Annotated in this window: 21 protein-coding genes; 13 read left to right on the top strand and 8 right to left on the bottom strand. The window is 60.8% G+C overall.

What is annotated here, in order from left to right:
• Positions 1-50: 50 nt before the first annotated feature.
• Both M5B97_RS13995 and M5B97_RS13990 read left to right on the top strand, forming a co-directional pair.
• Entirely contained in the window at positions 51-323 is a 273-nt protein-coding gene (locus M5B97_RS13995; protein WP_003174819.1) for an HU family DNA-binding protein, read from the top strand.
• 230 nt (positions 324-553) lie between these two features.
• Positions 554-2,428, top strand: a complete 1,875-nt coding sequence (locus M5B97_RS13990) for a SurA N-terminal domain-containing protein (RefSeq protein WP_248731760.1) — start codon at positions 554-556, stop codon at positions 2,426-2,428.
• 181 nt (positions 2,429-2,609) lie between these two features.
• On the opposite strand, the gene M5B97_RS13985 is transcribed toward M5B97_RS13990, so the two are convergent.
• Positions 2,610-3,812, bottom strand: a complete 1,203-nt coding sequence (locus tag M5B97_RS13985; protein WP_248731759.1) for an MFS transporter — start codon at positions 3,810-3,812, stop codon at positions 2,610-2,612.
• A gap of 116 nt (positions 3,813-3,928) precedes the next feature.
• Between M5B97_RS13985 and M5B97_RS13980 the strand changes: the two genes are divergently transcribed.
• Complete coding sequence (locus M5B97_RS13980) at positions 3,929-4,828, top strand: LysR family transcriptional regulator (RefSeq protein WP_248731758.1); 900 nt, start codon at positions 3,929-3,931, stop codon at positions 4,826-4,828.
• An 89-nt stretch (positions 4,829-4,917) separates the two neighbouring features.
• The gene (locus tag M5B97_RS13975; protein ID WP_248731757.1) at positions 4,918-5,751 is read left to right on the top strand and encodes a DUF2242 domain-containing protein; all 834 of its coding nucleotides are present in this window, start codon (positions 4,918-4,920) and stop codon (positions 5,749-5,751) included.
• A 352-nt stretch (positions 5,752-6,103) separates the two neighbouring features.
• Here M5B97_RS13975 and M5B97_RS13970 read toward each other — a convergent pair whose 3' ends face one another.
• Together M5B97_RS13970 and M5B97_RS13965 are read right to left on the bottom strand one after the other, a co-directional pair.
• Positions 6,104-7,132, bottom strand: coding sequence for an AraC family transcriptional regulator (locus tag M5B97_RS13970; RefSeq protein ID WP_248731756.1), 1,029 nt, complete (start codon positions 7,130-7,132; stop codon positions 6,104-6,106).
• A gap of 4 nt (positions 7,133-7,136) precedes the next feature.
• The gene (locus M5B97_RS13965) at positions 7,137-8,267 is read right to left on the bottom strand and encodes a nitrilase-related carbon-nitrogen hydrolase (protein WP_248731755.1); all 1,131 of its coding nucleotides are present in this window, start codon (positions 8,265-8,267) and stop codon (positions 7,137-7,139) included.
• Between the two features lie 211 nt (positions 8,268-8,478).
• Here M5B97_RS13965 and M5B97_RS13960 point away from each other — a divergent pair, with 211 nt between their 5' ends.
• Entirely contained in the window at positions 8,479-10,518 is a 2,040-nt protein-coding gene (locus tag M5B97_RS13960; protein ID WP_248731754.1) for an NADPH-dependent 2,4-dienoyl-CoA reductase, read from the top strand.
• A gap of 55 nt (positions 10,519-10,573) precedes the next feature.
• Positions 10,574-11,464 carry a 1-aminocyclopropane-1-carboxylate deaminase gene (locus M5B97_RS13955; protein ID WP_248731753.1) on the top strand — a complete coding sequence of 297 codons (891 nt, stop codon included), beginning with the start codon at positions 10,574-10,576 and terminating at the stop codon, positions 11,462-11,464.
• Here the strand turns inward: M5B97_RS13955 and M5B97_RS13950 are convergent.
• Complete coding sequence (locus tag M5B97_RS13950) at positions 11,454-12,011, bottom strand: cytochrome b (RefSeq protein ID WP_134657740.1); 558 nt, start codon at positions 12,009-12,011, stop codon at positions 11,454-11,456. The genes M5B97_RS13955 and M5B97_RS13950 overlap by 11 nt on opposite strands.
• A 385-nt stretch (positions 12,012-12,396) precedes the next feature.
• Here M5B97_RS13950 and M5B97_RS13945 point away from each other — a divergent pair, with 385 nt between their 5' ends.
• The gene (locus M5B97_RS13945) at positions 12,397-13,326 is read left to right on the top strand and encodes a hypothetical protein (protein WP_248731752.1); all 930 of its coding nucleotides are present in this window, start codon (positions 12,397-12,399) and stop codon (positions 13,324-13,326) included.
• A 67-nt stretch (positions 13,327-13,393) separates the two neighbouring features.
• Here the strand turns inward: M5B97_RS13945 and phnX are convergent, their stop codons facing one another.
• A complete protein-coding gene (phnX, locus tag M5B97_RS13940) occupies positions 13,394-14,221 on the bottom strand; it encodes a phosphonoacetaldehyde hydrolase (protein WP_248731751.1) in 828 nt (275 codons plus the stop codon).
• Complete coding sequence (locus tag M5B97_RS13935) at positions 14,218-15,339, bottom strand: 2-aminoethylphosphonate--pyruvate transaminase (protein ID WP_248731750.1); 1,122 nt, start codon at positions 15,337-15,339, stop codon at positions 14,218-14,220. Before M5B97_RS13935 ends, phnX begins: the two co-directional genes overlap by 4 nt.
• A gap of 111 nt (positions 15,340-15,450) precedes the next feature.
• On the opposite strand from M5B97_RS13935, the gene M5B97_RS13930 reads away from it, so the two are divergent.
• The gene (locus M5B97_RS13930; protein ID WP_248731749.1) at positions 15,451-16,308 is read left to right on the top strand and encodes a LysR substrate-binding domain-containing protein; all 858 of its coding nucleotides are present in this window, start codon (positions 15,451-15,453) and stop codon (positions 16,306-16,308) included.
• Positions 16,309-16,408: 100 nt separating this feature from the next.
• On the top strand, positions 16,409-17,116 hold the full coding sequence (locus M5B97_RS13925) for a YebC/PmpR family DNA-binding transcriptional regulator (protein ID WP_123717872.1): 708 nt from the start codon (positions 16,409-16,411) through the stop codon (positions 17,114-17,116).
• A 48-nt stretch (positions 17,117-17,164) separates the two neighbouring features.
• On the opposite strand, the gene M5B97_RS13920 is transcribed toward M5B97_RS13925, so the two are convergent.
• Together M5B97_RS13920 and zapE are read right to left on the bottom strand one after the other, a co-directional pair.
• Positions 17,165-18,466, bottom strand: a complete 1,302-nt coding sequence (locus tag M5B97_RS13920; protein WP_248731748.1) for a protein kinase — start codon at positions 18,464-18,466, stop codon at positions 17,165-17,167.
• Positions 18,467-18,506: 40 nt separating this feature from the next.
• Entirely contained in the window at positions 18,507-19,601 is a 1,095-nt protein-coding gene (gene zapE / locus M5B97_RS13915; RefSeq protein ID WP_248731747.1) for a cell division protein ZapE, read from the bottom strand.
• A gap of 188 nt (positions 19,602-19,789) precedes the next feature.
• Here zapE and M5B97_RS13910 point away from each other — a divergent pair, with 188 nt between their 5' ends.
• The 4 genes from M5B97_RS13910 to M5B97_RS13895 are packed head-to-tail and all read left to right on the top strand — an operon-like array spanning position 19,790 to position 21,910.
• On the top strand, positions 19,790-20,317 hold the full coding sequence (locus tag M5B97_RS13910) for a spore coat U domain-containing protein (RefSeq protein WP_123717870.1): 528 nt from the start codon (positions 19,790-19,792) through the stop codon (positions 20,315-20,317).
• Positions 20,311-20,853: a spore coat protein U domain-containing protein gene (locus M5B97_RS13905; RefSeq protein ID WP_134657732.1), complete on the top strand. Its 543-nt coding sequence runs from the start codon at positions 20,311-20,313 to the stop codon at positions 20,851-20,853. Before M5B97_RS13910 ends, M5B97_RS13905 begins: the two co-directional genes overlap by 7 nt.
• Positions 20,854-20,871: 18 nt before the next feature.
• Positions 20,872-21,405 (top strand): spore coat U domain-containing protein, encoded by a 534-nt coding sequence (locus M5B97_RS13900; protein WP_123718727.1) that lies wholly within the window; start codon positions 20,872-20,874, stop codon positions 21,403-21,405.
• A gap of 4 nt (positions 21,406-21,409) precedes the next feature.
• A complete protein-coding gene (locus M5B97_RS13895) occupies positions 21,410-21,910 on the top strand; it encodes a spore coat U domain-containing protein (RefSeq protein ID WP_123717868.1) in 501 nt (166 codons plus the stop codon).
• Positions 21,911-21,931: the final 21 nt, after the last annotated feature.

Raw genomic sequence — 21,931 nt, 5'->3', positions numbered from 1 at the left:
TCACCAAAAAACTTAGAATCATACTCAATAGATATATAAGGGGACTTAGAGTGAACAAGTCGGAACTGATTGATGCTATCGCCGCATCCGCTGATATCCCGAAAGCTGCTGCTGGCCGTGCGCTGGACGCAGTAATCGAATCCGTCACTGGCGCTCTGAAGGCCGGCGACTCCGTGGTACTGGTAGGCTTCGGTACTTTCTCTGTGACTGACCGCCCAGCTCGCACTGGCCGTAACCCACAGACCGGCAAAGCACTGCAAATCGCTGCTGCCAAGAAACCAGGTTTCAAAGCCGGTAAAGCCCTGAAAGAAGCCGTTAACTAAGCTTCGCTCAAGCCTTACCTACCCGGGCCAGACGCAGGTCTGACCTGGCAGCGGAGCGGCAGCTGACCCAAGTATCCACCGGGTCGCCACGCCGGGGGTGTGGGTTCAAACCCCCGTCCGCTCCGCCAGTTACGAGAAGGCGCATCCTCGGATGCGCCTTTCTTCTATCCGGACTCTACCCACGCTCCACGGTTGCCTAATCTTGAAGTTCAACCGTTTCTGGGGGACGCATGCTGCAAAATATCAGGGACAATTCACAAGGCTGGATTGCCAAGACCATTATCGGGATCATCGTCGCATTGATGGCGTTCACCGGTATCGAGGCCATTTTTCAGGCTTCGACCAACAACAAGCAGGACGTGGCCAAGGTCAACGGTGAAGAAATCACCCAGACCGAATTGAGCCAGGCCGTCGATATGCAACGTCGCCAGCTGATGCAACAGCTGGGCAAGGATTTCGATGCTTCCCTGCTGGACGAGAAATTGCTGCGCGACGCCGCCCTCAAAGGGCTGATCGATCGCAAGCTGTTGCTGCAAGGTGCTGCGGATTCCAAGTTCGGTTTCTCCGAAGCGGCCTTGGACCAAGTGATCCTGCAGACGCCGGAATTCCAGGTGGACGGCAAGTTCAGTGCCGAACGTTTTGATCAGGTAATCCGCCAGCTGGGCTACAGCCGTATGCAATTCCGGCAGATGCTGACCCAGGAAATGTTGATCGGCCAGGTTCGCGCAGGTATTGCCGGCAGCGGTTTCGTCACCGACGCTGAAGTGCTCGCATTTGCCCGTCTGGAAAAACAGACCCGCGATTTCGCTACCGTCAACATCAAGGCCGACCCTGCGGCGGTGAAGCTCACCGACGACGAGGTCAAGGCTTACTACGACCAGCACGCCAAAGAGTTCATGACCCCGGACCAGGTCGTCATCGACTATCTGGAACTGAAGAAGTCTTCCTTCTTCGACCAGGTCACCGTCAAGGACGATGAACTGCAGGCTGCCTATCAGAAAGAAACCGCCAACCTCGCTGAACAGCGTCGTGCCGCGCATATCCTGATTGAAGTCAACGACAAGACCACCGACGCGCAAGCCAAGGCCAAGATCGAAGAGATCCAGGCACGCCTGGCCAAGGGTGAGAAGTTCGAAGCCCTGGCCAAGGAGTTCTCCCAGGATCCAGGTTCGGCCAACAATGGCGGTGACCTCGGTTTCGCCGGTCCTGGCGTTTACGATCCGGATTTCGAAACCGCCCTGTATGCCCTGAACAAGGACCAGGTGTCGGCACCGGTGCGCACTACCTTCGGTTGGCACTTGATCAAATTGTTGGGCGTTGAAGCACCGCAGGTGCCATCGTTTGCCAGCCTGAAAGACAAGCTGACCCGCGAGCTCAAGACCCAACAGGTTGAGCAGCGCTTTGTCGAAGCCACCAAGCAATTGGAAGATGCGGCTTTCGAAGCCTCCGACCTGGCCCAGCCGGCGTCTGACCTGAAGCTGACCGTGCATACCTCCGCGCCGTTTGGCCGTGAAGGTGGTGAAGGTATCGCGGCCAACCGCGCCGTGGTCACTGCTGCGTTCAGCCCGGAAGTGCTGGATGAGGGCGCCAACAGTACCGCCATCGAACTGGACCCGGAAACCATCGTCGTGTTGCGTGCCAAAGAGCACCTCAAGCCTGCGCAACTGCCCCTGGAAAAGGTCTCTGCGGCGATCCGTGCCCAGATGACCAAGGAGCGCGCCATCGCGGCTGCCAAGGCTCATGCTGACGAGCTGATCGCCAGTTTGCGTGACGGCAAGACCTCGTTGAGCCAGCCGGTCGACGGCCAGGCCTGGAAGGTTACTGAAGCGGCTACCCGTAACGCGGAAGCGATTGATCCAGCGGTGCTGCAAGCTGTGTTCCGTATGCCCAAGCCTGCAAGCAAGGACAAGCCGACGTTCACCACCGTGACCCTGGCTGATGGCAGCCTGATGCTGGTGCGCTTGAACGGCGTCAACGAAGCGGCTGCCCCGTCGGACGAAGAAAAGGCGCAATACCGCCGCTTCCTCGCTTCGCGTGTTGGCCAGCAAGACTTCGCGGCGTACCGCAAGCAGTTGGAAGCCAAGGCTGACATCAAGAAGTTCTGATGGTGGTCTGAATGAGAAGCCCCCGGCCTGAAAAGACCCGGGGGTTTTTTATGTGCGCCAGGAAACCATGGGTGGGTAATGCGGCCTGCGAATAGGGTGGTGATATTCGACGAGGTGTGGTTTCCCATGGGGTGGGTTCGTGCAGGTGCGTTTTCAGGGGGCCTGAGCAGATGAGCGCACCTCAGTTTTTGGCGTGGACGGCTGGCCGGGGCAGCTGTTGGGGCGCAGCCTGTGCGGCACCGGCCAGCGCCAGCAGCATCAACAGAACCACTGCCCACGGAAATGCCATGACTCCCCAGCCTTCAAGCAGCACGCCACCGGCCAACCCACCGCCGGCTATTCCCAGGTTCCACACGGTTACCAGCATCGACTGCGCGGCATCCGCCGATGCTCCGGCTGACTTGGCCAGCGCAGTCTGTAATAGCGCCGGCAGCCCACCGAACGACAGGCCCCATAAAGCGACCGCGAGGTAGATCACCGTCGGTGCGCTGATCCAGAACGCCAGTGCCACGGCGATCAAGCCGAACAGCGCGCAACTGAGCACCAGCAGCCTGTGTAGCCAGCGATCAATCAACACCCCTGTCAGCCAAATGCTCATCAGTGCCGCGAGACCGAACACCAGCAGCACTTGGTCGATGTCGGTTATCAGCCCCGCAGGGACTAGCAGGGGAGCGATGTAGGTATAGAGAATGTTGTGGGCCAGCACGTAGGTAAACGTCACCCAGAGCACCGGACGAATACCCGGCAAACTGAGCACTTGGCGTAAGCCCAGGCGTTTACCCGCGGGTTCGCCAGCGAAGTCCGGCAGTTGCCAGCGTGCCCACCCCAAGAGCAACAGCGTCAGGCCGGTCATGATCACGAAGCTCAGGCGCCAGCCAACTGCGGTGCCGAGGAACGTGCCTGCGGGTACACCGAGCGACAACGCCAAGGGCGCTCCGAGCATGGCCACGGCAATCGCCCGGCCTTGCAGGTGCGGTGCAACCATCCGGCTTGCGTAACCGGCCAGCAGCGCCCAGAGCAATCCGGCGAACACCCCGGCGAAAAAACGCGCTATCAGGGTCAGCCCATAATGGCTGGAAAACGCGGTGACGCTGTTGACCAGGGCAAAACCGCCGATGGCTACCAGCAGCAATGGCCGACGTCGCCAACCACGGGTCCAGAGCGTCAGCGGAATAGCGGCCAGTAATGAACCCAGCGCATACAAGGTTACCAGTTGGCCGACCAGTGCTGGCGAGACGCCAAGCCCTTCGCTCATCTGCGGTAGCAGCCCGGCGGGCATGGCTTCGGTGAGGATGGTGATAAACCCGGCGCAGGCCAGGACCAGCAAGCCCGTAAGGGGTAACGCAACACCTTGATGGGTGGCAGTTGAAGGGCAGTCGCTCATGATCCGTCTCCATGCAAAGGGCAAGGATGCAGAGTAGGGGGCTGCCAGCTGCGGAAAAACAGGCTAAGGTTCCGAACTTATCGGACGATAGTGTCCGTAATCTTCCGGGTGCGGCGATGGACAGTCTGGGCAGTCTTTCAGTGTTTGTGCAGGTCGCGGAAACCCGCAGTTTCACCGCTGCGGGCCGCCTGTTGGGGATTTCGTCTTCCGCCGTGGGCAAGAGCATCGCACGCACTGAAGAGCGGCTGGGCGTGCGCTTGTTTCATCGCAGCACCCGTAGCATCACGTTGACCAGTGAAGGGGCGCTGTTCCTGGAGCGTTCGCGCAGGATTCTTGCGGAGGTGGAGGCTGCCGAGCAGGAGTTGACCTCGGCCAGTGCCACTCCGCGCGGCAAGCTGCGCATCAGCTTGCCGCAGGTGCGTGGCCTGATGATGCCGGTGCTCAACGATTTTATGCGTGCCTATCAGGATATCGAGTTGGATGTGGATTTTTCCGATCGCATGGTGGATGTGATCGAGGAAGGCTTTGACGCGGTGATCCGCACCGGCAAGCCGGAAGACTCCCGCTTGATGGCGCGCCATTTGGGGCATTACCAACTGGTGCTGGTCGGCACGCCTGGATACTTCGATCAATTCGGTACCCCGCAAAGTCCACAGGACTTGAACCACCACGCCTGCCTGCGCCATAAGTTCTGTGCCACCGGGAAACTGGAGCCCTGGCCGTTGCGCCCGGTTGTGGGCGTCGCCGAGCCCACATTGCGCACGCCTCTGGTGAGCACCACCATCGAATCTCTCAAGCATGTGGTTCTCGAAGGCTTGGGCATCGCCTGCCTGCCGGACTTCATGGTCAATGACGCGGTGCGGCAAGGACGTTTGCGACGGGTGCTCGACGACCACCTCGAACACCGCGGCAGTTTCTGGTTGTTATGGCCATCAAGCCGTCATGCGTCAGCCAAACTGCGTGTATTTATCGACCACATGTACGCCGGGCTTTTCCCTGTGGGGACTGCTCCGTAGATCTGTGACGTTTTACCGACAGGAATACGCGCGCCAAGGTCTCGTTCTGTTGCACAATACCGCCCTGACTGTTTTCCTCAGGATTTTCGATGTCGACATCATTTCACGTGCGTAGCCTCGGGTTGGCGCTTGTGTTGGCGGGCGCCGCGGGCTGCTCGTCGCCCAAGACCGCTATTTATGAACATGAGAACTTCGACGATTCCGGTACGTTTTCCCGTGATTATCCGGTCAGCGCTACTGCGTCCTGCGAGGCGGCGCGTCGAGCACTGCTGAGCCAGGGCTACATCATCACCAGCAGCGATCCTAAACTGGTCGTGGGCAACAAGAGCTTCCAGCAAACCGGCGAAACCCACATGCAGATCAGTTTCAATGTGGTGTGCGCCAATGATGGCAAGGGCAACAATCATTCGACGATGTTTGCCAACGCCTTGCAGGATCGGTATGCGCTGAAGAAGGTCAACAATTCCGCGAGCCTGGGTGTAGGCGTACTGGGCTCCGTGTCGATGCCCATCGGTTCCACCGACGACTCGATGGTGAAGGTGGCGAGTGAGACCGTATCGGCACCGAAGTTCTACGAGCGTTACTTCGCGCTGGTGGATGTGTTCCTGCCGCAGGAAGCCAAACCGGCCGAGCAGGCCGCCGAGCAGCCTAAAGCTGAGCTGGGGATCCCGGAGCCTAAAGCTGCACCCGCTGCGGAGAAGATTGAACCACCGAAGGACGTGCCTGCCACCTCGTCGCCAGCCGCTTCGTCGCCTGCCGTTTCGACGCCTGCCGTTTCGTCGCCAGCCGTTTCACAGCCAGTCACGCCGCCCGCCGAGGCAGCGCCGATTGTGCCGCAAGCGGAACCCGCACCGGCAGCCACGCGCACCGATTTGCCGCCGCCGACAGAGGCGATCCCGCCCCTGCCGACGCCTGCGCAGTAAATCAGGCTGCACCCCGCGCAGGCTTGAGCCACTGCCCGTCAGTTGCACCTGAGCCTGCTTGCCGCCTCGCACTCCTCATCTTCCGCGCCTTCGGGGCCGCGGGATGCGGGCAGTTTTCGTCGATTGAGTGGTCAATAACGTTTAACGCTTGAATGCAGGAACATCATGACGCAGACATTTTTTCGTCATCACGGCACTTTAGGCTGTCTATGCAGGTCATTTATTTGCAACGACATTAAACACAGTGAGGATTGACCATGGACGATTACCAGGAAGAACTGCTGGAGTACCAGGCGTTTGAATTGGACCCGCTGGATCCGGTTGACGACGCTACCGAGCTGTAACCCCGACTTCAGGCGGAATGCCGCTGGCTGCGGCGAAATTCCCCTGGGGTCTGGTTGTTCCACCGCCTGAACGCCCGCTGAAACGCCTGGGCTGAGGCAAAACCGAGCAAGTAGGCGATTTCGCCGAACGCCAGTTCCGTGTCGCGAATGTAGGTCATGGCCAAGTCGCGGCGGGTATCGTTGAGAATCGCGCGAAACTGAGTGCCTTCTTCGGCCAGTTTGCGGCGCAGTGTCCAGGTTGGCAGCTTCAAGCGTGCCGCCACTTCTTCCAGGTCGGGTTCCCGGCCGCCATTGAGCATCGGCCCGAGCAAACGGGTAATGCGCTCGCGCAGACTGCGGGTGCGGGTCAGCTGTTCCAACTCCCTTTCACACAACTGCAGCAACAGATGCCAAGTGCTCGGGCAGTGCTGTGGGTTGCGCAGGGCCAGGGTCTCCTGGCCAAGACGCAGTTGGTTGGCGTCGGCGCCGAAGTGGATGTCTCCGAGCGCACTGTAGTGTTCGCTGTATTCGGGCGCTTCGAACTCGATGTCGATACGCTGCGCACGCATGGGTTGCTGGGCCAGGCTCGACAATTGGTGCAGCCAGCCAGCGATGATCGAGTCCACCACAAAACGGTTGTAAGCGTTGTAGGGGCTGATGGAATAGAAGCGCAGCCAGGCGCCTTCAGCATCCTCATGAAAGCTCGACTGCCCGCGATAGTTGGAGCCGTACAAGGCTTCGAAGCGCGTCAGCGTACGTGCGGCTTCGCGCACGTTGGGCGCCTGGGCGGCGGTGACGCCTGCCAGTCCGGCCTGGCTCAAGCGGCTGAGCTCGCCCATACGCAGGCCCAGGCTTGGGTCTCCGGTCAGTTGGATAGCAGCGTGGCCCAGGCGCATATAGCGCGGGATCGACAGGCGTGCGCCAGCCTCGGCCAGGCGTGCCGGGTCCAGGCCGTATTGCAGCAGCAGCGGTTGCGGGTCAAGGCCGTGGCTGTGGACGGCGTCGGCCAGGGTGTGCACGAAACCCACCGACAGATCCCCAAGGCGCACCGGCTTCAAGGGGCTACAACCAGATATTCAACAGGCGTGCGCCACGGGCGTCGCTGTCGGCGGTGATCTGCCCGTTGTTGCTCAAAAAACTGTGCCCGGCGGTGCCCAGGTCCCAGAACTGCCCACGCAGAAACACGCTCATGCCCGCCGTGGCCTGGCTGATGGGCTGCTGGCTGATCAGGGTGAGGCGGCGCCAGGCTTCGCCTTCGCTGAGTTCTTCGGGCTTGAGGCTGATTTCGGACGGTGTAGACACGCTTTTGAAGCCGCGCCACGGCCGGTCCCACGTGTCGCGGCCGATTACAAAGGCCGGCACCGCGACCAGTTGCGCGCCTTGTTCATTGAGCTTGCGGTAGTTGTCCGGGTACCAGCTGTCGCTGCCGATCAGGATGCCCAGGCGTCCGGCCGGCGTGTCGACCACACTGACGAGGTCTTCAGCGCCCGGTTGGATAAAACCGCGCTCGTCATAAATGGGGTAGAGCTGGCGCTGGGGCTGGCCCAAGGGCGAACCGTCGGCGCCGAACACCAGGCTGGCGTTGTACAGCGCGCCATGGCCGATCTGCAGTTGCCCCTGGCTCACGTTCGGATCGGGCAGGGCGATGGAGCCGGCCACCAAGGTGACGCCGAACTCTTTGGCCAGGCCGCCGAAAAGCGCTTGATAGTCGCGGGCCATCGCCGGCGCTTTCATGCGCAGGTAGGCGTCGTCCATGCGATTCTCGCCGGTGGCGCCGAGCCAGGCGCGGGCAAACAGGAATGGGTTACTGGCCGACAGCCAGTTCATCGCGTCCTTGAGGTGGATGGCCTGGTACAGCTCGTTTTTCTCGCCACCCAACATCAGCCAGGTACCGATATGTTCCGGCAGCACCACGATGGTCTTGCTGTTGATCAACCCCTGGTCCCGGGCCTTTTGCAGGTAGGCCGCGAGTTTCAGGTGCAGGCGTTCCGGGCTCTGGTAGTCGGCGGGGAACAGCTCCGGCTGGATGCCCAACAGGTTGCCGCGATCAGCTGGCACACCTTCGTTGACGGCCAGGGTGATGCGCAGGTCCGACAGGTAATGCGCCACGGGGCGCTCCTGGGTCCAGACCAGATACGCGGCGACGGCGGCAATCAGGGCCAGGGTGACGGTGAAGGCTAAAAGTTTACGCATGGGGCAACAGACAACAGACCGGGTGCAGGGTTCGCGACTAGGGTAGGGCCCAGGGGGCGCCTTGCCAAGGGGCGCTGTACATTTGGATCAATAACTTGTCAGTTTCAGTCATTGAGCGCGGGTCCACCGGCTCTTAGTCTGTGGGACATAAACCGATGGGGTGTCATACGAATGCCCCACGTCCCGTGATGATCTGTTGTGGAGCTTGACCATGACCGCTGCTGCCTACCCGCATCTGCTGGCCCCGTTGGACCTGGGTTTTACCACCTTGCGCAACCGTACCCTGATGGGCTCGATGCACACCGGCCTGGAAGAAAAACCCGGCGGATTCGAGCGCATGGCGGCTTATTTTGCCGAACGCGCCCGGGGCGGTGTGGGCCTGATGGTCACCGGCGGCATTGGCCCGAATGATGAGGGTGGGGTGTACGCCGGTGCGGCCAAGCTGACCACCGACGCAGAAGCCCAGAAGCACAAGGTCGTGACCAAGGCGGTGCATGAAGCGGGCGGCAAGATCTGTATGCAGATCCTCCATGCCGGCCGTTATGCCTACAGCCCCAAGCAGGTGGCGCCGAGCGCGATTCAAGCGCCGATCAACCCGTTCAAGCCCAAAGAGCTGGACGAAGAGGGCATCGAAAAACAGATTCAGGATTTCGTTACCTGTTCATTGCTGGCTCAGGTCGCCGAATACGACGGCGTGGAAATCATGGGCTCCGAAGGCTACTTCATTAACCAGTTCCTCGCGGCCCACACCAACCACCGTACCGACCGTTGGGGCGGCAGCTACGAAAACCGCATGCGCCTGGCGGTAGAAATCGTGCGCCGTGTGCGCGATGCCGTCGGACCGAACTTCATCATCATCTTCCGCCTGTCGATGCTTGACCTGGTCGAAGGCGGCAGCACCTGGGAAGAGATCGTGCAGTTGGCCAAGGCTATCGAGCAAGCCGGTGCGACCCTTATCAACACCGGTATCGGCTGGCACGAAGCGCGTATCCCGACGATCGCCACCAAGGTACCGCGTGGCGCATTCAGCAAAGTCACCGCCAAGCTGCGCGGTGCGGTGCAGATCCCGCTGATCACCACCAACCGCATCAACACGCCGGAAATCGCCGAGCAGATTCTCGCAGAAGGCGATGCCGACATGGTCTCGATGGCGCGGCCGTTTCTCGCCGATCCGGAGTTCGTCAACAAAGCTGCGGCCGGGCGTGCCGATGAAATCAACACCTGCATCGGCTGCAACCAGGCCTGCCTGGATCACACCTTCGGCGGCAAACTGACCACCTGCCTGGTCAACCCTCGAGCGTGCTACGAGACCGAGCTCAACTACCTGCCGGTCAAACAGATCAAGAAAATCGCCGTGGTCGGCGCCGGCCCGGCCGGCCTGGCAGCGGCAACGGTGGCTGCCGAGCGCGGCCATCAAGTGACGCTGTTCGATTCGGCCAGTGAAATCGGCGGCCAGTTCAACATCGCCAAGCGCGTGCCGGGCAAGGAAGAATTTTATGAAACCCTGCGCTACTTCAAGCGCAAACTGCAGACCACCCATGTCGAGGTGTGCCTCAACAGCCGTGTGGATGTGGCGCAACTGGCGGCAGGCGGTTATGACGAGATCATCCTGGCCACTGGTATTGCACCGCGCACCCCGGCGATCCCGGGTATTGATAATGCCAAGGTGCTCAGTTACCTGGACGTGATCTTGGAGCGCAAGCCGGTGGGCAAGCGTGTGGCGGTGATTGGCGCCGGCGGTATCGGTTTCGACGTCTCGGAGTTCCTCGTGCACCAGGGGGTGTCCACCAGCCTGGACCGTGAAGCGTTCTGGAAGGAGTGGGGCATCGACACTCACCTGCAAGCCCGTGGCGGCGTGGCCGGGATCAAGCCCCAGCCCCATGCGCCGGCACGTGAAGTGTTCCTGCTGCAACGCAAGACCTCCAAGGTCGGTGACGGTTTGGGCAAGACCACCGGCTGGATTCATCGCACCGGTTTGAAGAACAAACAGGTACAGATGCTTAACAGTGTCGAGTATTTGAAGATCGACGATGAGGGCTTGCATATCCGCATCGGCGCCGAGGGCGAGCCTCAGGTGCTGGCGGTGGATAATATTGTGATCTGCGCGGGCCAGGACCCGCTACGCGAGTTGCACGACGGCCTGGTCGCGGCGGGCCAGAACGTGCACCTGATCGGCGGCGCCGATGTGGCGGCCGAGCTGGATGCCAAGCGTGCGATCAACCAGGGCTCCCGTCTCGCTGCAGAGCTGTAAGGTCCGAAGCGGGGCGGTGTTAGACTACCGCCCCGTTTTTTATGCAGATCCCCCGATGGGTCCCTTCGACTGGCTTCCCCAAGCTCCCCTTGAACCCTTGCACCTGGGCTGGTTGAAGGGCGTCGAGTTGGCGGTATTGCGCCTGGATCGCATCGACCCGCTGATCAGCGGCAACAAGTGGTTCAAGCTCACCGGGCATCTGGCACAGGCGCAAGCGCTGGCCGCCAGCGGCATCATCAGCCTGGGCGGCGCTTACTCCAACCATTTGCATGCCTTGGCGGCGGCCGGGCAACGTCTGGGGTTCCCCACCGTTGGCCTGTTGCGCGGCCACCCTCAAGACACGCCTACCGTCCTCGACCTCAAAGCCTTCGGCATGCAGCTGCATTGGCTGGGCTATGGCGGCTATCGTGCGCGGCATGCGCCGGACTTCTGGTTACCCTGGCGCGAGCAATACCCGCACCTGCATCCGGTGCCCGAAGGCGGTGGCGGAAGGGCCGGCGCAACGGGCTGTGGGGTACTGGTGGAGCAGGCTCGCGCACAATTGCCCACGTTGGGCTGGTCGGGTTATGACGGTTGGTGGTTGGCGGTGGGTACCGGTACGACGCTGGCGGGGCTGGTGATGGCTGAAGCGGGGGCGCATCCGGTGTACGGCGCCATGGCCGTGCCGGATGACCACGGTGTTGCGCAGAACGTCGAGGCTATCGTGCAGGGCGGTTATGAACTGCTGGACGCCAGCCGGGGCGGCTTCGCCAAGGTCGACCTGGTGTTGCTCGACTTTATCGAGGCCACCGAACAGGAATGTGGCTTGCCGCTGGAGCCGCTCTACACCGGTAAAGCATTGCTTGCGTTGAAACAGCGGATCGAGGCCGGACGCTTCACGCCTGGCACCCGGTTGATCTTCATCCATACCGGCGGCCTGCAAGGCCGCCGAGGGTTCACGGGGTAGCGCGCTTGCCCGGCATCATGCGCAGCGCCGTGTTATCGCGCACGATGTAGTGGTGGTAGATCCCCGCCAATGCATGCAGCCCGATCAGCCAATAACCGACGGTGCCGCTCAGTTCATGCCACTCCTTGATCTGCTTGGCCAAGTCTTTGTTTTCGCCGATCAAGGGCGGCAATTCTATCCCGTAGAACATCACGGAATGCCCTTGGGCACTGACGATCAGCCAGCCCAGAATCGGCGTGCCGATCATGAATACGTACAGCGCCACATGCATCAGTGTCGCCAGTGCCGCCTGCCAGGGCGGCGGTGCCGGGAGGATTTTCGGCGCGACGCCCAATGCGCGTGCGAACAGACGCAGCCAAACCAGTACAAACACGGTCAGGCCGAACATGAAGTGCATTTCCACAATCAATGCCCGACCGCCACTGCCTTTGGGAAAGACCCCACGAAACTCAATGCAGGCGTAAACCACCGCCAGCAGCACCACCATCAACCAATGCAGCGCAATTGACATGGTGCTGTAACGCGTATCGGAATTTTTCCACGGCATCGCTGGGTTCCTCACTCATCAGGGCAAACCTCCGTTCTTTGGTGACGGAGTACTTTAACTGTAAGCCTGTTTTGAGGGTTTTGCCCGGTGTAAGTGCGGTTGTTTTGATCTCTATCAGTTGTTGCGGGACCGTGCCTGGGCAGGCGCTCGTCGTTCTGGTTTGTAGGATAGAGGCCACTCGGATGTGTGGCATATATATAGATTGAGTAAGGCGGCTATTTGCGAGTGCGTCGGAAAGTTGGCTTAAGATAAATAAAGTAATAGACATAAGTTGTTCGAAGTTGGTGCTTGTAGTTGTCGGGCGTGGGCTGGCAGGATGCGTGTGCTTCAAGGTTGTTTCTGTTTTTACTCCTATGAAAACTCAATTAACGGATAAGGCTGTTGTATGATTAATGGTTTTTCGGCTAACTCAAACGCTATGCATTATAAGGGCGATCAGTTTGAACCCCGCGTGGTTAAAAATGCCGGGCAACAGCAGATGGCACTTGCCGATTCTGTAACTGCGTCGTCAACCCCTTCTGCTCCTTCCTCCAATGAAATCGCGGCGTTAATGCAAGCCTTGGCCACGCTTATCCAGATGCTTAATCGGCTTTTCAGTCGCAAAGAGGTCGTGAATGAACAACCGGTGAAGCCACATACAGTCGCACCGGCGGCAATAAAAAAACAGAGTCATGAAGTTTCCATACAATCCGAGCCACAGAAGCTTGCGCATATTTCCTCGACGAAAAAGGGCGAAATGCCCGCCTGTGTCTGGGTCGAGCTTAATCGTAATAAAAGATACACCGATAATGAGTCCGCGATTAAAGCGGCGATGATGAAGTATGGTCAGAGTCCTCTGGGAATTTACTCCGATATAAAAAATCATGGCGATGGTTATCACATTGAAATGCGTGACGGTTTCAAACTTACGCTGTCTCCACAAGAGATCGAAAAGGCACAAAAAAGGACCGGCATATGGTCGCCGTCGCACCCCGATATGGCCATGGATGTCAACTTCATGCATGCCGCCAGTATCAAGCGGGTCCAACTCGAAACAGGCCTGGACAGCTTCGATCACGCCCTCGACGTTGTTCAGAGTGGCAAGGATGTAGGCAACGGTTTTAAACGGCTGGGCCTGGAAGCTTATGTTCGGCGCACCACTTGGCCGGAGCTGCGCGCCTCAGGGGGGAAAGGTGTGGTATTTGCACCGGGAGGCGTTCAATTCGGCTATGACGGCAACGTAGACTGCTGCAGTCGACGTTCTGGGATCGGGATTATCCGCACGAAGGGTGGTCCTAAGGAACCCTATCCCTGCGATGCGCTCGAGTTGACCTGAAAAGTTCGCGTCGGCCCTCACCACGCATGCCGAGGTGAGGGCTGCATCTGGTCGGTACTCGACCTGTTCAACTGCTTTGGGGCATCTCCCCGTTAGCCATACGCTGGTTGATTGCGGTAATCACCGCGGGCAAGTCGCTGATGGTGTCGATCAGGTAATGCGGACGCGAGGCTTTGAACAGTTTTTCGATGCGCGTGCGTTCGCCGGCCAGGGTCGGTTCGTCCAAGGCGCGGAACTGTTCGTAGGTCAGGCCAAGGGCATTGCCGGAACAGGTCAGGGCCACGGTCCACATGCCGGCACGGCGGCCTTCAAGGATGCCCGGCACGGTGTCGTCGACCTTCACACAGGCCGCTACATCGTCGATGCCCAGTGCGATCACGTTGGCCAGGGCCTGGGCCGGCCATGGTCGGCCGTTGGGCACTTCGTCGGTGGCAACCACATGGTCGGCGATGTAGCCATTGGTGGCAGCCAGGGCAACCACCTTGTCCATCACCTGCTTGGGGTAGCCTGAGCAGGAGCCGATCTTGATGCCCTGCACACGCAGACGGGCAATGGTGTCGAGGGCGCCGGGGATCAGCGCCGAGTGCTCGCCGATCTTCTCGATCTGTAGCGGCATGAAGCGCTGGTAGATGGCGGTGACGTCATCGTCGGTAGGCGTGCGGCCGAACACCTTGCGATAACGTTCGGCCACCTGCGACTGATCGCACAGGGTGCGGATATGCTCCCATTTACCCATGCCCATCGGGCCACGGGCTTCTTCGATGGAGACTTGCACTCCGAATTCGGCGAAGGCTTCGACAAAGATCTGCGTGGGCGCGAAGGAGCCGAAATCGACCACGGTGCCGGCCCAATCGAGGATCACGGCCTGCAGGGTAGTAGGGTTCTGATAGTTCATACGGGTGATCCAGGCAAAGAAAGGTTGATGTGCATGGCGTGCAGCGCTTCGGCGATGGCGGTGACGGCGGCGCGGATGTCGGTGGCATCGATATGACCGATGCAGCCGATGCGGAAGGTTTCCACTTGGGTCAATTTGCCGGGATACAGGATGAAGCCCTTGGCCTTGACCCGTTCATAAAACGCCTTGAATTGGTAATGCGGGTCTTGCGGAGCGTGGAACGTGACGATGATCGGCGCCTGGAATGCGGCCGGCAGAAAGCTGCGCAAGCCCAGTTCGGCCATGCCCTCCAGCAGCGCCTGGCAATTGTTGGCGTAGCGTTGATGGCGCGACGGCTGCCCGCCTTCCTCGGCGTATTGCACCAGCGCTTCGTGCAGGGCAGCGACCACATGGGTCGGCGGCGTGAAGCGCCATTGGCCGGTCCTGGCCATGTAGCTGTGTTGATCGAACAGGTCCAGCGCCAGGGAATGACAATTGCCTTGAGAGGCGGCCAGTGCGTGTTTTTCCGCGAAAACGAAACCCATGCCCGGTACACCTTCCAGGCACTTGCCCGAGGCGGCGATCAGGGCATCGAAAGGCACCTCGCAGGCATCGATCGCAATGGCGCCGAACGAACTCATGGCGTCGATGATCAGGCGCTTGCCGTGGTTTTTCACCACCTGGGCGATCGACGCCAGTGGGTTGAGAATGCCAGTGCTGGTTTCGCAGTGAATCAATGTGACGTGGGTGATGCTTTCGTCCGCCTGGAGCAGGCGGTCCACGTCAGCGGCGGTGATCGGTTCGTTCTCGGCGGTTTCAAAGGCGGTGAATGAACGGCCGAGCACTTCGCAGATCGTCGCCAGGCGCTTGCCGTAGGCGCCGTTGATCAACACCAGCACGTTGCCGTTGCGTGGTACCAGGGTACCGATGGCGGCCTCGACGGCAAAGGTGCCGCTGCCTTGCAACGGTACGCAATGATGGCTGGCGGCGCCGTTGATGATCGCCAGTAACTGCTCGCAGACACCCGCGGTAAGTTGGTTGAAACGCTCATCCCATGAGCCCCAGTCCTCCCTCATCGCGTGGCGGGTGCGAGCGGAAGTGGTCAGCGGGCCGGGCGTCAGCAGAATCGGCGGGGTCATTGCAGCTCCTCATGAAGCGGTCGAGTCAATCTACGGCGCCTAAATTGCAGTTTGGGTTGTCATCAATCAAATTGTTTGTTGTTATGCGAGCTATCAGTGAGGCCGATAGCTATGAATTTATTCCAACTGCGCGCATTCGATGCCGTGGCCCGCGAGGGCAGCTTTACCCGGGCGGCGGCACGATTGTTTATCAGCCAGCCGGCAGTGACCGGGCATATCAAGGCGCTGGAGGAGCACTACCAGATCCCGCTGCTGCGTCGTACGGCACGGCGGGTGGAGCTGACTGAGGAAGGGACGCGCCTGGCCGCCATCACTCGGGCGATCTTCGGCCTGGTGGATGAGGCGCAGACGCTGCTGGAGGCCAACCGGCAACTGTTGAGCGGGCGCTTGGAAGTGGCGGCGGATGGCCCGCACCTGGTGATGCCGATGATTGCCAGCCTGCGTGCGCGTTACCCGGGCATCACCGTCAACCTGCGCCTGGGTAATGCTCAGGAAACCCTGGCGGCGTTGCTGTCCGAACATGCGGATGTGGCGGTGCTGACCGAGGTGGAACCGCGCCATGGCCTGCATTTGCAGCCCTTGAGTGAGTCGCGGATCTGCGCGCTGGTGCCTTCGGGCCATGCCTGGGCCAGGCAGTCCGGGGGGATCGCCCTGGAGCAGCTCAACGAGGTGATCATGGTGCTGCGTGAGCCCGGTTCCATCACCCGGCGCACCTTTGATGACGCCTGCCAGGCGCGCGGTGTACAGCCCAAAGTGCTGCTGGAGCTGGATAGCCGCGAAGCGGTAACCGAAGCGGTCGCCGCTGAATTGGGCGTGGGCGTTGTGTCGTCAATGGAGGTCAGCCCCGACCCTCGAGTGCAGGCGATTGCCTTGCGAGGTGATGGGCTGGTCAACCGGCACATGCTCGGTTGCGTGGAGCGGCGTCGCTCATTACGCCTGATCCAGGCGTTTTTCGAGTTGGCCTCTTGACGGTTTTTTGGTGGATTGGAGCGTTTTTGCCCTATAAACTCTGCCCCCAAAGCGCCGGCCAGTAGACGTTTCGGTGCGATGGACGAGAAGAGAGTGAGTCATGGGCGCACAGTGGAAAGTCAAACATAAAGAAGCGGCAGCCAATGCCAAGGGCAAGATCTTCGGCAAGCTGGTGAAAGAAATCACCATCGCCGCCCGTAACGGTGCCGACACCGCGACCAACGCCCACCTGCGTCTGGTGGTGGAGCAGGCCAAAAAGGCTTCGATGCCCAAGGAAACCCTCGACCGCGCCATCAAGAAAGGCGCCGGCCTGCTGGGTGAAACCGTGCAGTACCACCGCGTGACCTATGAAGGGTTCGCCCCGCACCAGGTACCGTTGATCGTCGAATGCGTGACCGACAACATCAACCGCACCGTGGCGGAAATCCGCGTGGCGTTCCGCAAGGGCCAACTAGGGGCCTCGGGCTCCGTAGCCTGGGACTTCAATCACGTCGGCCTGATTGAGGCGTCGCCGGATACGCCGGACGCCGATCCGGAAATGGCCGCCATTGAAGCTGGTGCCCAGGATTTCGAAGAGGGCGAGGAAGAAGGCACCACCCTGTTCATCACCGAAACCACCGACCTCGACGCTGTGCAGAAAGCCCTGCCTGAGCAGGGGTTCACCGTGCTGTCGGCCAAACTGGGCTATATCTCGAAGAACCCGGTCAGCGGTTTGACCGATGAGCAGATGGCCGAAGTCGAAGCCTTTCTGGAAGGCCTGGACAACCATGATGACGTGCAGGACATGTTCGTCGGTCTGGCCGGCTGAGGTGTGAGAGGGGCGGGCGACGATTCGACTGGCCCCTCCTACATGTGTTCAGCGCTGTTGAATAGACTGCAGCAGCGCTTCGATCTCCTGGAAGCCTGGCCGCTTCGACACATCGGGCTGGCAGCAGATTTGCTGCAGCGCCACCAGCCTTTCATCGATCGAACCGTCAATTCGCTCCAACAACTCCCCCAGCAGCACCCCGAACGCTCGCACCTCAATACGTTGCAATGCCCTGGTTTCCAGGGTGTCCGTCGTCGCATGGAACGAGGCCGCGCCAAAATCTCCCAGCAGGCAATCGCCCACGGCGTTCCACAAGATGTTGTGGGCGTACAGGTCGCCATGGGTGATGCCTTGGCGGTGCAGGTGCGCCGCCACCGACGCTACGCCCCGGATCATGCGTAACGCCACCTCAGGGCTGAAGCGAGTACCGGCTTCGTAGATATCCCGGGTGCAAGAGTCCAGGCTGGGCAGGGCTGCCAGGTTGCGGTAACTCGGGTCGATCAGGTCCATGACCAGCGCGGCCTGGTCGTCGGGGTGGCCGACCACGCGGCCTTCCACTTTGATCAGGTTCGGGTGCAGGCCCGCAGCGATACAGGCTTGCATTTCGTGCAGGGGCGAGCCGTCGCTGGTGATGGTGCCTTTGTACAGTTTGACGGCGACAGGTTTGGCCAACGGCTTCCACAGGGCTTTGCGGATGATTCCAGAGGCGCCTTCTCCGAGCACTTCGGCCAGTTCCAGTTCGGGCCAGGGAATATTCGCTGTGGTGGGGTCATCGGCCACCACCGTCGCTGTTTCCACCGGGTTGCCGGCATAGGCCAGCCAGGTCAGGCTGGGCAGGTTCAGCAGCCATTCGGGCAGTTGCGTGAAGCGGTTGGAGGCGATGCGGATCAACTCCAGGTTGTGGCAATGGGTCAGGCTTTGCGGCAAGTGCTCCAGTTGATTACCGGCCAGCATCAGCTTTTGCAGCAACGGCCGTTCACCCAGTTCGTCGGGTAATTGGCGGATGCAGTTGTCGGTGAGGATCAGCCAGCGCAACAGCGGCGGCAGGGCGGCGGCGGGCACGTGGCTGATCTGGTTGGACTTGAAGCCGATCATGCTCAGCTTGGCGCACTGGCCCAGGCATTCCGGCAACTCGGTAAAGGCGTTGTTCGAGCAGAACAGGATGCGCAAGTGGGTCAGGCGGTGAAGATCGTCGGGCAGGCTGCTCAGGGCATTGCCGGTGAGGTTGAGGATCTCCAGGGAATCGGCCAGTTCAAAGATTTCCGGCGGGAATTCGGTCAGCCCGCAGGACAGGTCCAGGCGTTGGGCGCCGGCCAATTGGCCGGCCTTGAGTTGGGCGAGGGTATTCATGAACGACGCGATCACTCGGCAAGGTAGGCGTAAATGGCGCTCATGATACCGGGTCGGATGCCCGTTGCGGGCAGACCGTCTGTAATTGGCTCAGGCGGCTCGCCGTGCGGGCAAGGTCGATGGCCTGACCTTCCAGGGCGTGCGACAGCGGCTGATGGCCGATCAGGGTCAGGCGCTTATCGCGGTCGTAGAGCACGTCTACCAGGTTGATAAAACGCTGTTGCACGGCAATTGGGCACTCTGCCAGTTGGGGCAGGCCGTCGATGATCCAGTGATCGTAGTCCTGGCACAGCAGCAGGTAATCCATCACCGCCGTGAGTTGCTCGCACAGGTCGTTGAAGGTAAAGGCGATGGTGCGCGCCTGCCGCTGGCGGTACGTCAACTGTCGGGTGCCGACGCTCAAGCGTTGGGGCGGGGAGTCGGCGGCGGGCAACCCGAGGTCTTGGCGCTGTTGCGCGGTGCCGGGCCACACGTATTGCCCTTCGGTAAAGCGTTGTTCGGCGTGGGCCTGGGGCAGGCTGCGGAAATCCTGCGGCGAACTGACCTCCATTACGTCCATGCGCGTGGCGATCAGGTCGATCACCGGCTTGAAACGTTCGTGGTAAAGAGGGTTGGGCAGCAACCCATCGGGTGGGTAATTGGAGGTCGCCAGCACCCATACGCCACGCTGGAACAACGCCTTGAACAAGCGGCTGATGAGCATGGCATCGCCGATGTCGTGCACATGGAACTCGTCGAAACACAATACGCGACAGCCCGCCAGCAGCTCATCAAGGGTGACGGCCAGGGCGTCGGTGTGTTCGCGGTGCTGGAACATGCCCTGGTGCAGGCGGGCGAAAAAATCGTGGAAGTGCACGCGCTGCTTCTCGACTATCGGCAGCGCCTGGAAAAAACCATCGAGCAGCCAGCTTTTACCACGCCCCACCGGGCCATGCAGGTACAGGCTGCGTGTGCGTTGACCGGTGAGCAGGTGCCGGGTTTCACGGGCCAGGGCGGCAATCGCCTGGGTCTGGCCGTCACTGAGGGTATAGCCCTGTTGCGCGGCTTTTTGTTGAAAAAACGTCGTGATAGGCGAGGTGTCCGAGACGTCGGTTTTTTTACCCAGCAGGCGTTGGATCAGGGAAGGCACGGCCAATGCGAGTCGCTCTGTGTTTCGGTGGTCGCCTACTTTAGGCGGCCGGGCGCGATTTGACCAATAGAGAAGGGTGCCCACCGTTATCTCAAAAAGGCATGGCGCGTGCGTGGCGCCGCGCAAACTGGCGGATTCTCTTTAAATGTCTAACCTCATACAAAGTTTGTATCCCTGTATAAGGAATTGGGGCTGTGAAGGGACACACAGTATTGGCAGTCATGGGTGCCATGCTCGGCAGTACGGTTTACGGTGCGCAATTGCAGGTGGTGGTGCAGATCAACGTGCAGCGTGGCTGCCAGTTGGTGGGCGCCACCCGCAGTGCCGGTATCGAACAGCTGGGGGTGCTGGACTTCGGCAGTGGCCCGCGTCTGGACGACCCGGCCGGCCCCTTGAGCGCCGCGCTGATCAGTCAGCGCCAACCGCGCCTGGAATGTAACCCCGATACACCCTACCAAGTGCGCGTGGATGGCGGCTTGCATGGTGGTATCGGTGAAGTGCGTTACCTCACCACGGCTGCACCTTCGTCCCGACCCATTCCCTATCGCCTGTACGCTGACGCCGCGCGACGTATCCCCTTGCCCGTGAATGAGCCGTTGAGCGGGCGCGTGCCGGAGTCCGGCAGCATCGACCTGCCGCTGTATGGCCGTATCGAACCGTTGAAGGATATCCCCGCCGTCGGCCGCTATTCCGACCTGCTCAAGGTCACCGTCACATGGTAAGCCGGGGTTGGGCCCTTGTGGCCATGGGCAGCTTGTTGCTGCTGGCCGATGACGCCGAAGCGGCGGTCAGCGGGCAGGTTCAGGCGCGTCTGGTGATCATTGCCAGTTGCGAGGTGAGTACAGGCGGCGTGACGACGCCGCTCAGCTCGACAGGCGGCACCGCAATGCTCGATTTCGGCAGCAAGGGCCCAACCTGGACCAACCCTGTGGGCGCGGTCGTTACTAACGTCACCAAGGCACCGCTGTCGGTGTCCTGCAACCCGTCGGTGGTGAGCAGTTTTAAAGTGACCATCGACGGTGGCACCAATGGTGACGGAACTACGCGGCGCCTGAGCAATGGTCGTCAGAGCATTCCGTATCAGTTGTCGGCCGATCCGCTGGGGAGAATCTCCTACAGCATCGGTAAGCAACACCATTTCGTCATGACCGAGGGCACACGAGTACCGATCCTGTTATTCGGCTCGGTGGTGGCGAATACCAAGGCCTTACCGGCCGGCATCTACACAGACACCCTGACGGTGACTCTGGATTGGTAAACCATGAGGATGAATATCATGCATGCACTTGTCTCCAAAGCAGTTTTTCCCTTGATGGCACTGGCGTGGGTGTCGGGTGCGCAGGCGGCCACGGTGGCCGGCACGGTGACTTCCACCCTGGTGTTGACCAGCAGTTGCCTGGTCAACGGTGCGGCGGCGACCGGCGGGATGAGTTTCGGTACGTTGAACTTCGGCACCGCCAATAGCCTGTTTACCCAAGCTACCGGCCAGGTGCTGGGTGGTGGCGGCGGGGCGTTGTCGATCTTGTGTTCGGCGGGTACCTCACCCTCGTTGACGGTGTCCGCAGGCGCCAACGATGGCAAGTCCGCCGGTGGTGGACGTGCTCTGTACGACGGCGTGGCCAATTACGTGCCTTACGACCTCTACACCGACAGTGGCCATTCGAACCTGCTGGCCATCGGTGGGGTGATCAACCTGGCGCCGAGCACGGGGGTCGCCCAGGCCGTGAATATCTACGGTAAGGCTAGCGGCAAGGCGGGGCTGCCGGCCGGCACCTATACAGACACCGTTGCCGTGACCCTGACCTTCTAAACGCATGAACCGCGTTGGGTGGGCGGCGTTGGCGGTTTGCCTGGGCTGGGGCATGCCGGTGTCGCTGTTGGCCGTGACCAGCCAGTCGTTCCAGGTCAGTGCGACGATCACCCCGGGGTGCCTGGTGGTTGGCGGCGGTACGGATTACGGCAGCCTGGCGTTCGGCACCTATTCAGCGTTGGCGACCAGCACGGCATCCGTTGCGCTCACCGGCGGCGTGACCCTGCAATGCACGCCGGGGGTCGCGCTGAGCATGAGCGTCGATGGCGGTTTGCATAACAACAGCGGTCGGCGGATGCAGCTCAATAGCGGCACTGCCCAAGTGGCTTACCAGTTGTTTCGGGACGCAGCCTTCAGCCAGAGCCTGGGGATCAGCCAGAGCGTCAGCGTGACCTACAGCAACGCCAACAGCATCACCTTGCCGATTTATGGGCGAGTGCAGTTACCGGGTAATCAGCCTGGGGGGACGTACAGCGACACGCTGCAGGTGCAGCTGTCGTGGTAAAGCGATCGGCACAAGGAGTGG

The organism is Pseudomonas sp. MWU13-2517 (assembly GCF_023242545.1).
Lineage (GTDB): Bacteria > Pseudomonadota > Gammaproteobacteria > Pseudomonadales > Pseudomonadaceae > Aquipseudomonas.
Note: the sequence above shows the minus strand (reverse complement) of the source record. Positions and strands in the feature narration are given on the sequence as shown.

Excerpts from the sequence above, each read along its gene's own strand:
- M5B97_RS13990 (WP_248731760.1), top strand. The coding sequence starts at position 554 with ATGCTGCAAAATATCAGGGACAATTCACAAGGCTGGATTGCCAAGACC.
- M5B97_RS13985 (WP_248731759.1), bottom strand. The coding sequence starts at position 3,812 with ATGAGCGACTGCCCTTCAACTGCCACCCATCAAGGTGTTGCGTTACCC.
- M5B97_RS13980 (WP_248731758.1), top strand. The coding sequence starts at position 3,929 with ATGGACAGTCTGGGCAGTCTTTCAGTGTTTGTGCAGGTCGCGGAAACC.
- M5B97_RS13975 (WP_248731757.1), top strand. The coding sequence starts at position 4,918 with ATGTCGACATCATTTCACGTGCGTAGCCTCGGGTTGGCGCTTGTGTTG.
- M5B97_RS13965 (WP_248731755.1), bottom strand. The coding sequence starts at position 8,267 with ATGCGTAAACTTTTAGCCTTCACCGTCACCCTGGCCCTGATTGCCGCC.
- M5B97_RS13960 (WP_248731754.1), top strand. The coding sequence starts at position 8,479 with ATGACCGCTGCTGCCTACCCGCATCTGCTGGCCCCGTTGGACCTGGGT.
- M5B97_RS13955 (WP_248731753.1), top strand. The coding sequence starts at position 10,574 with ATGGGTCCCTTCGACTGGCTTCCCCAAGCTCCCCTTGAACCCTTGCAC.
- M5B97_RS13950 (WP_134657740.1), bottom strand. The coding sequence starts at position 12,011 with ATGCCGTGGAAAAATTCCGATACGCGTTACAGCACCATGTCAATTGCG.
- M5B97_RS13945 (WP_248731752.1), top strand. The coding sequence starts at position 12,397 with ATGATTAATGGTTTTTCGGCTAACTCAAACGCTATGCATTATAAGGGC.
- phnX (WP_248731751.1), bottom strand. The coding sequence starts at position 14,221 with ATGAACTATCAGAACCCTACTACCCTGCAGGCCGTGATCCTCGATTGG.
- M5B97_RS13935 (WP_248731750.1), bottom strand. The coding sequence starts at position 15,339 with ATGACCCCGCCGATTCTGCTGACGCCCGGCCCGCTGACCACTTCCGCT.
- M5B97_RS13930 (WP_248731749.1), top strand. The coding sequence starts at position 15,451 with ATGAATTTATTCCAACTGCGCGCATTCGATGCCGTGGCCCGCGAGGGC.
- M5B97_RS13925 (WP_123717872.1), top strand. The coding sequence starts at position 16,409 with ATGGGCGCACAGTGGAAAGTCAAACATAAAGAAGCGGCAGCCAATGCC.
- M5B97_RS13920 (WP_248731748.1), bottom strand. The coding sequence starts at position 18,466 with ATGAATACCCTCGCCCAACTCAAGGCCGGCCAATTGGCCGGCGCCCAA.
- M5B97_RS13905 (WP_134657732.1), top strand. The coding sequence starts at position 20,311 with ATGGTAAGCCGGGGTTGGGCCCTTGTGGCCATGGGCAGCTTGTTGCTG.
- M5B97_RS13900 (WP_123718727.1), top strand. The coding sequence starts at position 20,872 with ATGCATGCACTTGTCTCCAAAGCAGTTTTTCCCTTGATGGCACTGGCG.
- M5B97_RS13895 (WP_123717868.1), top strand. The coding sequence starts at position 21,410 with ATGAACCGCGTTGGGTGGGCGGCGTTGGCGGTTTGCCTGGGCTGGGGC.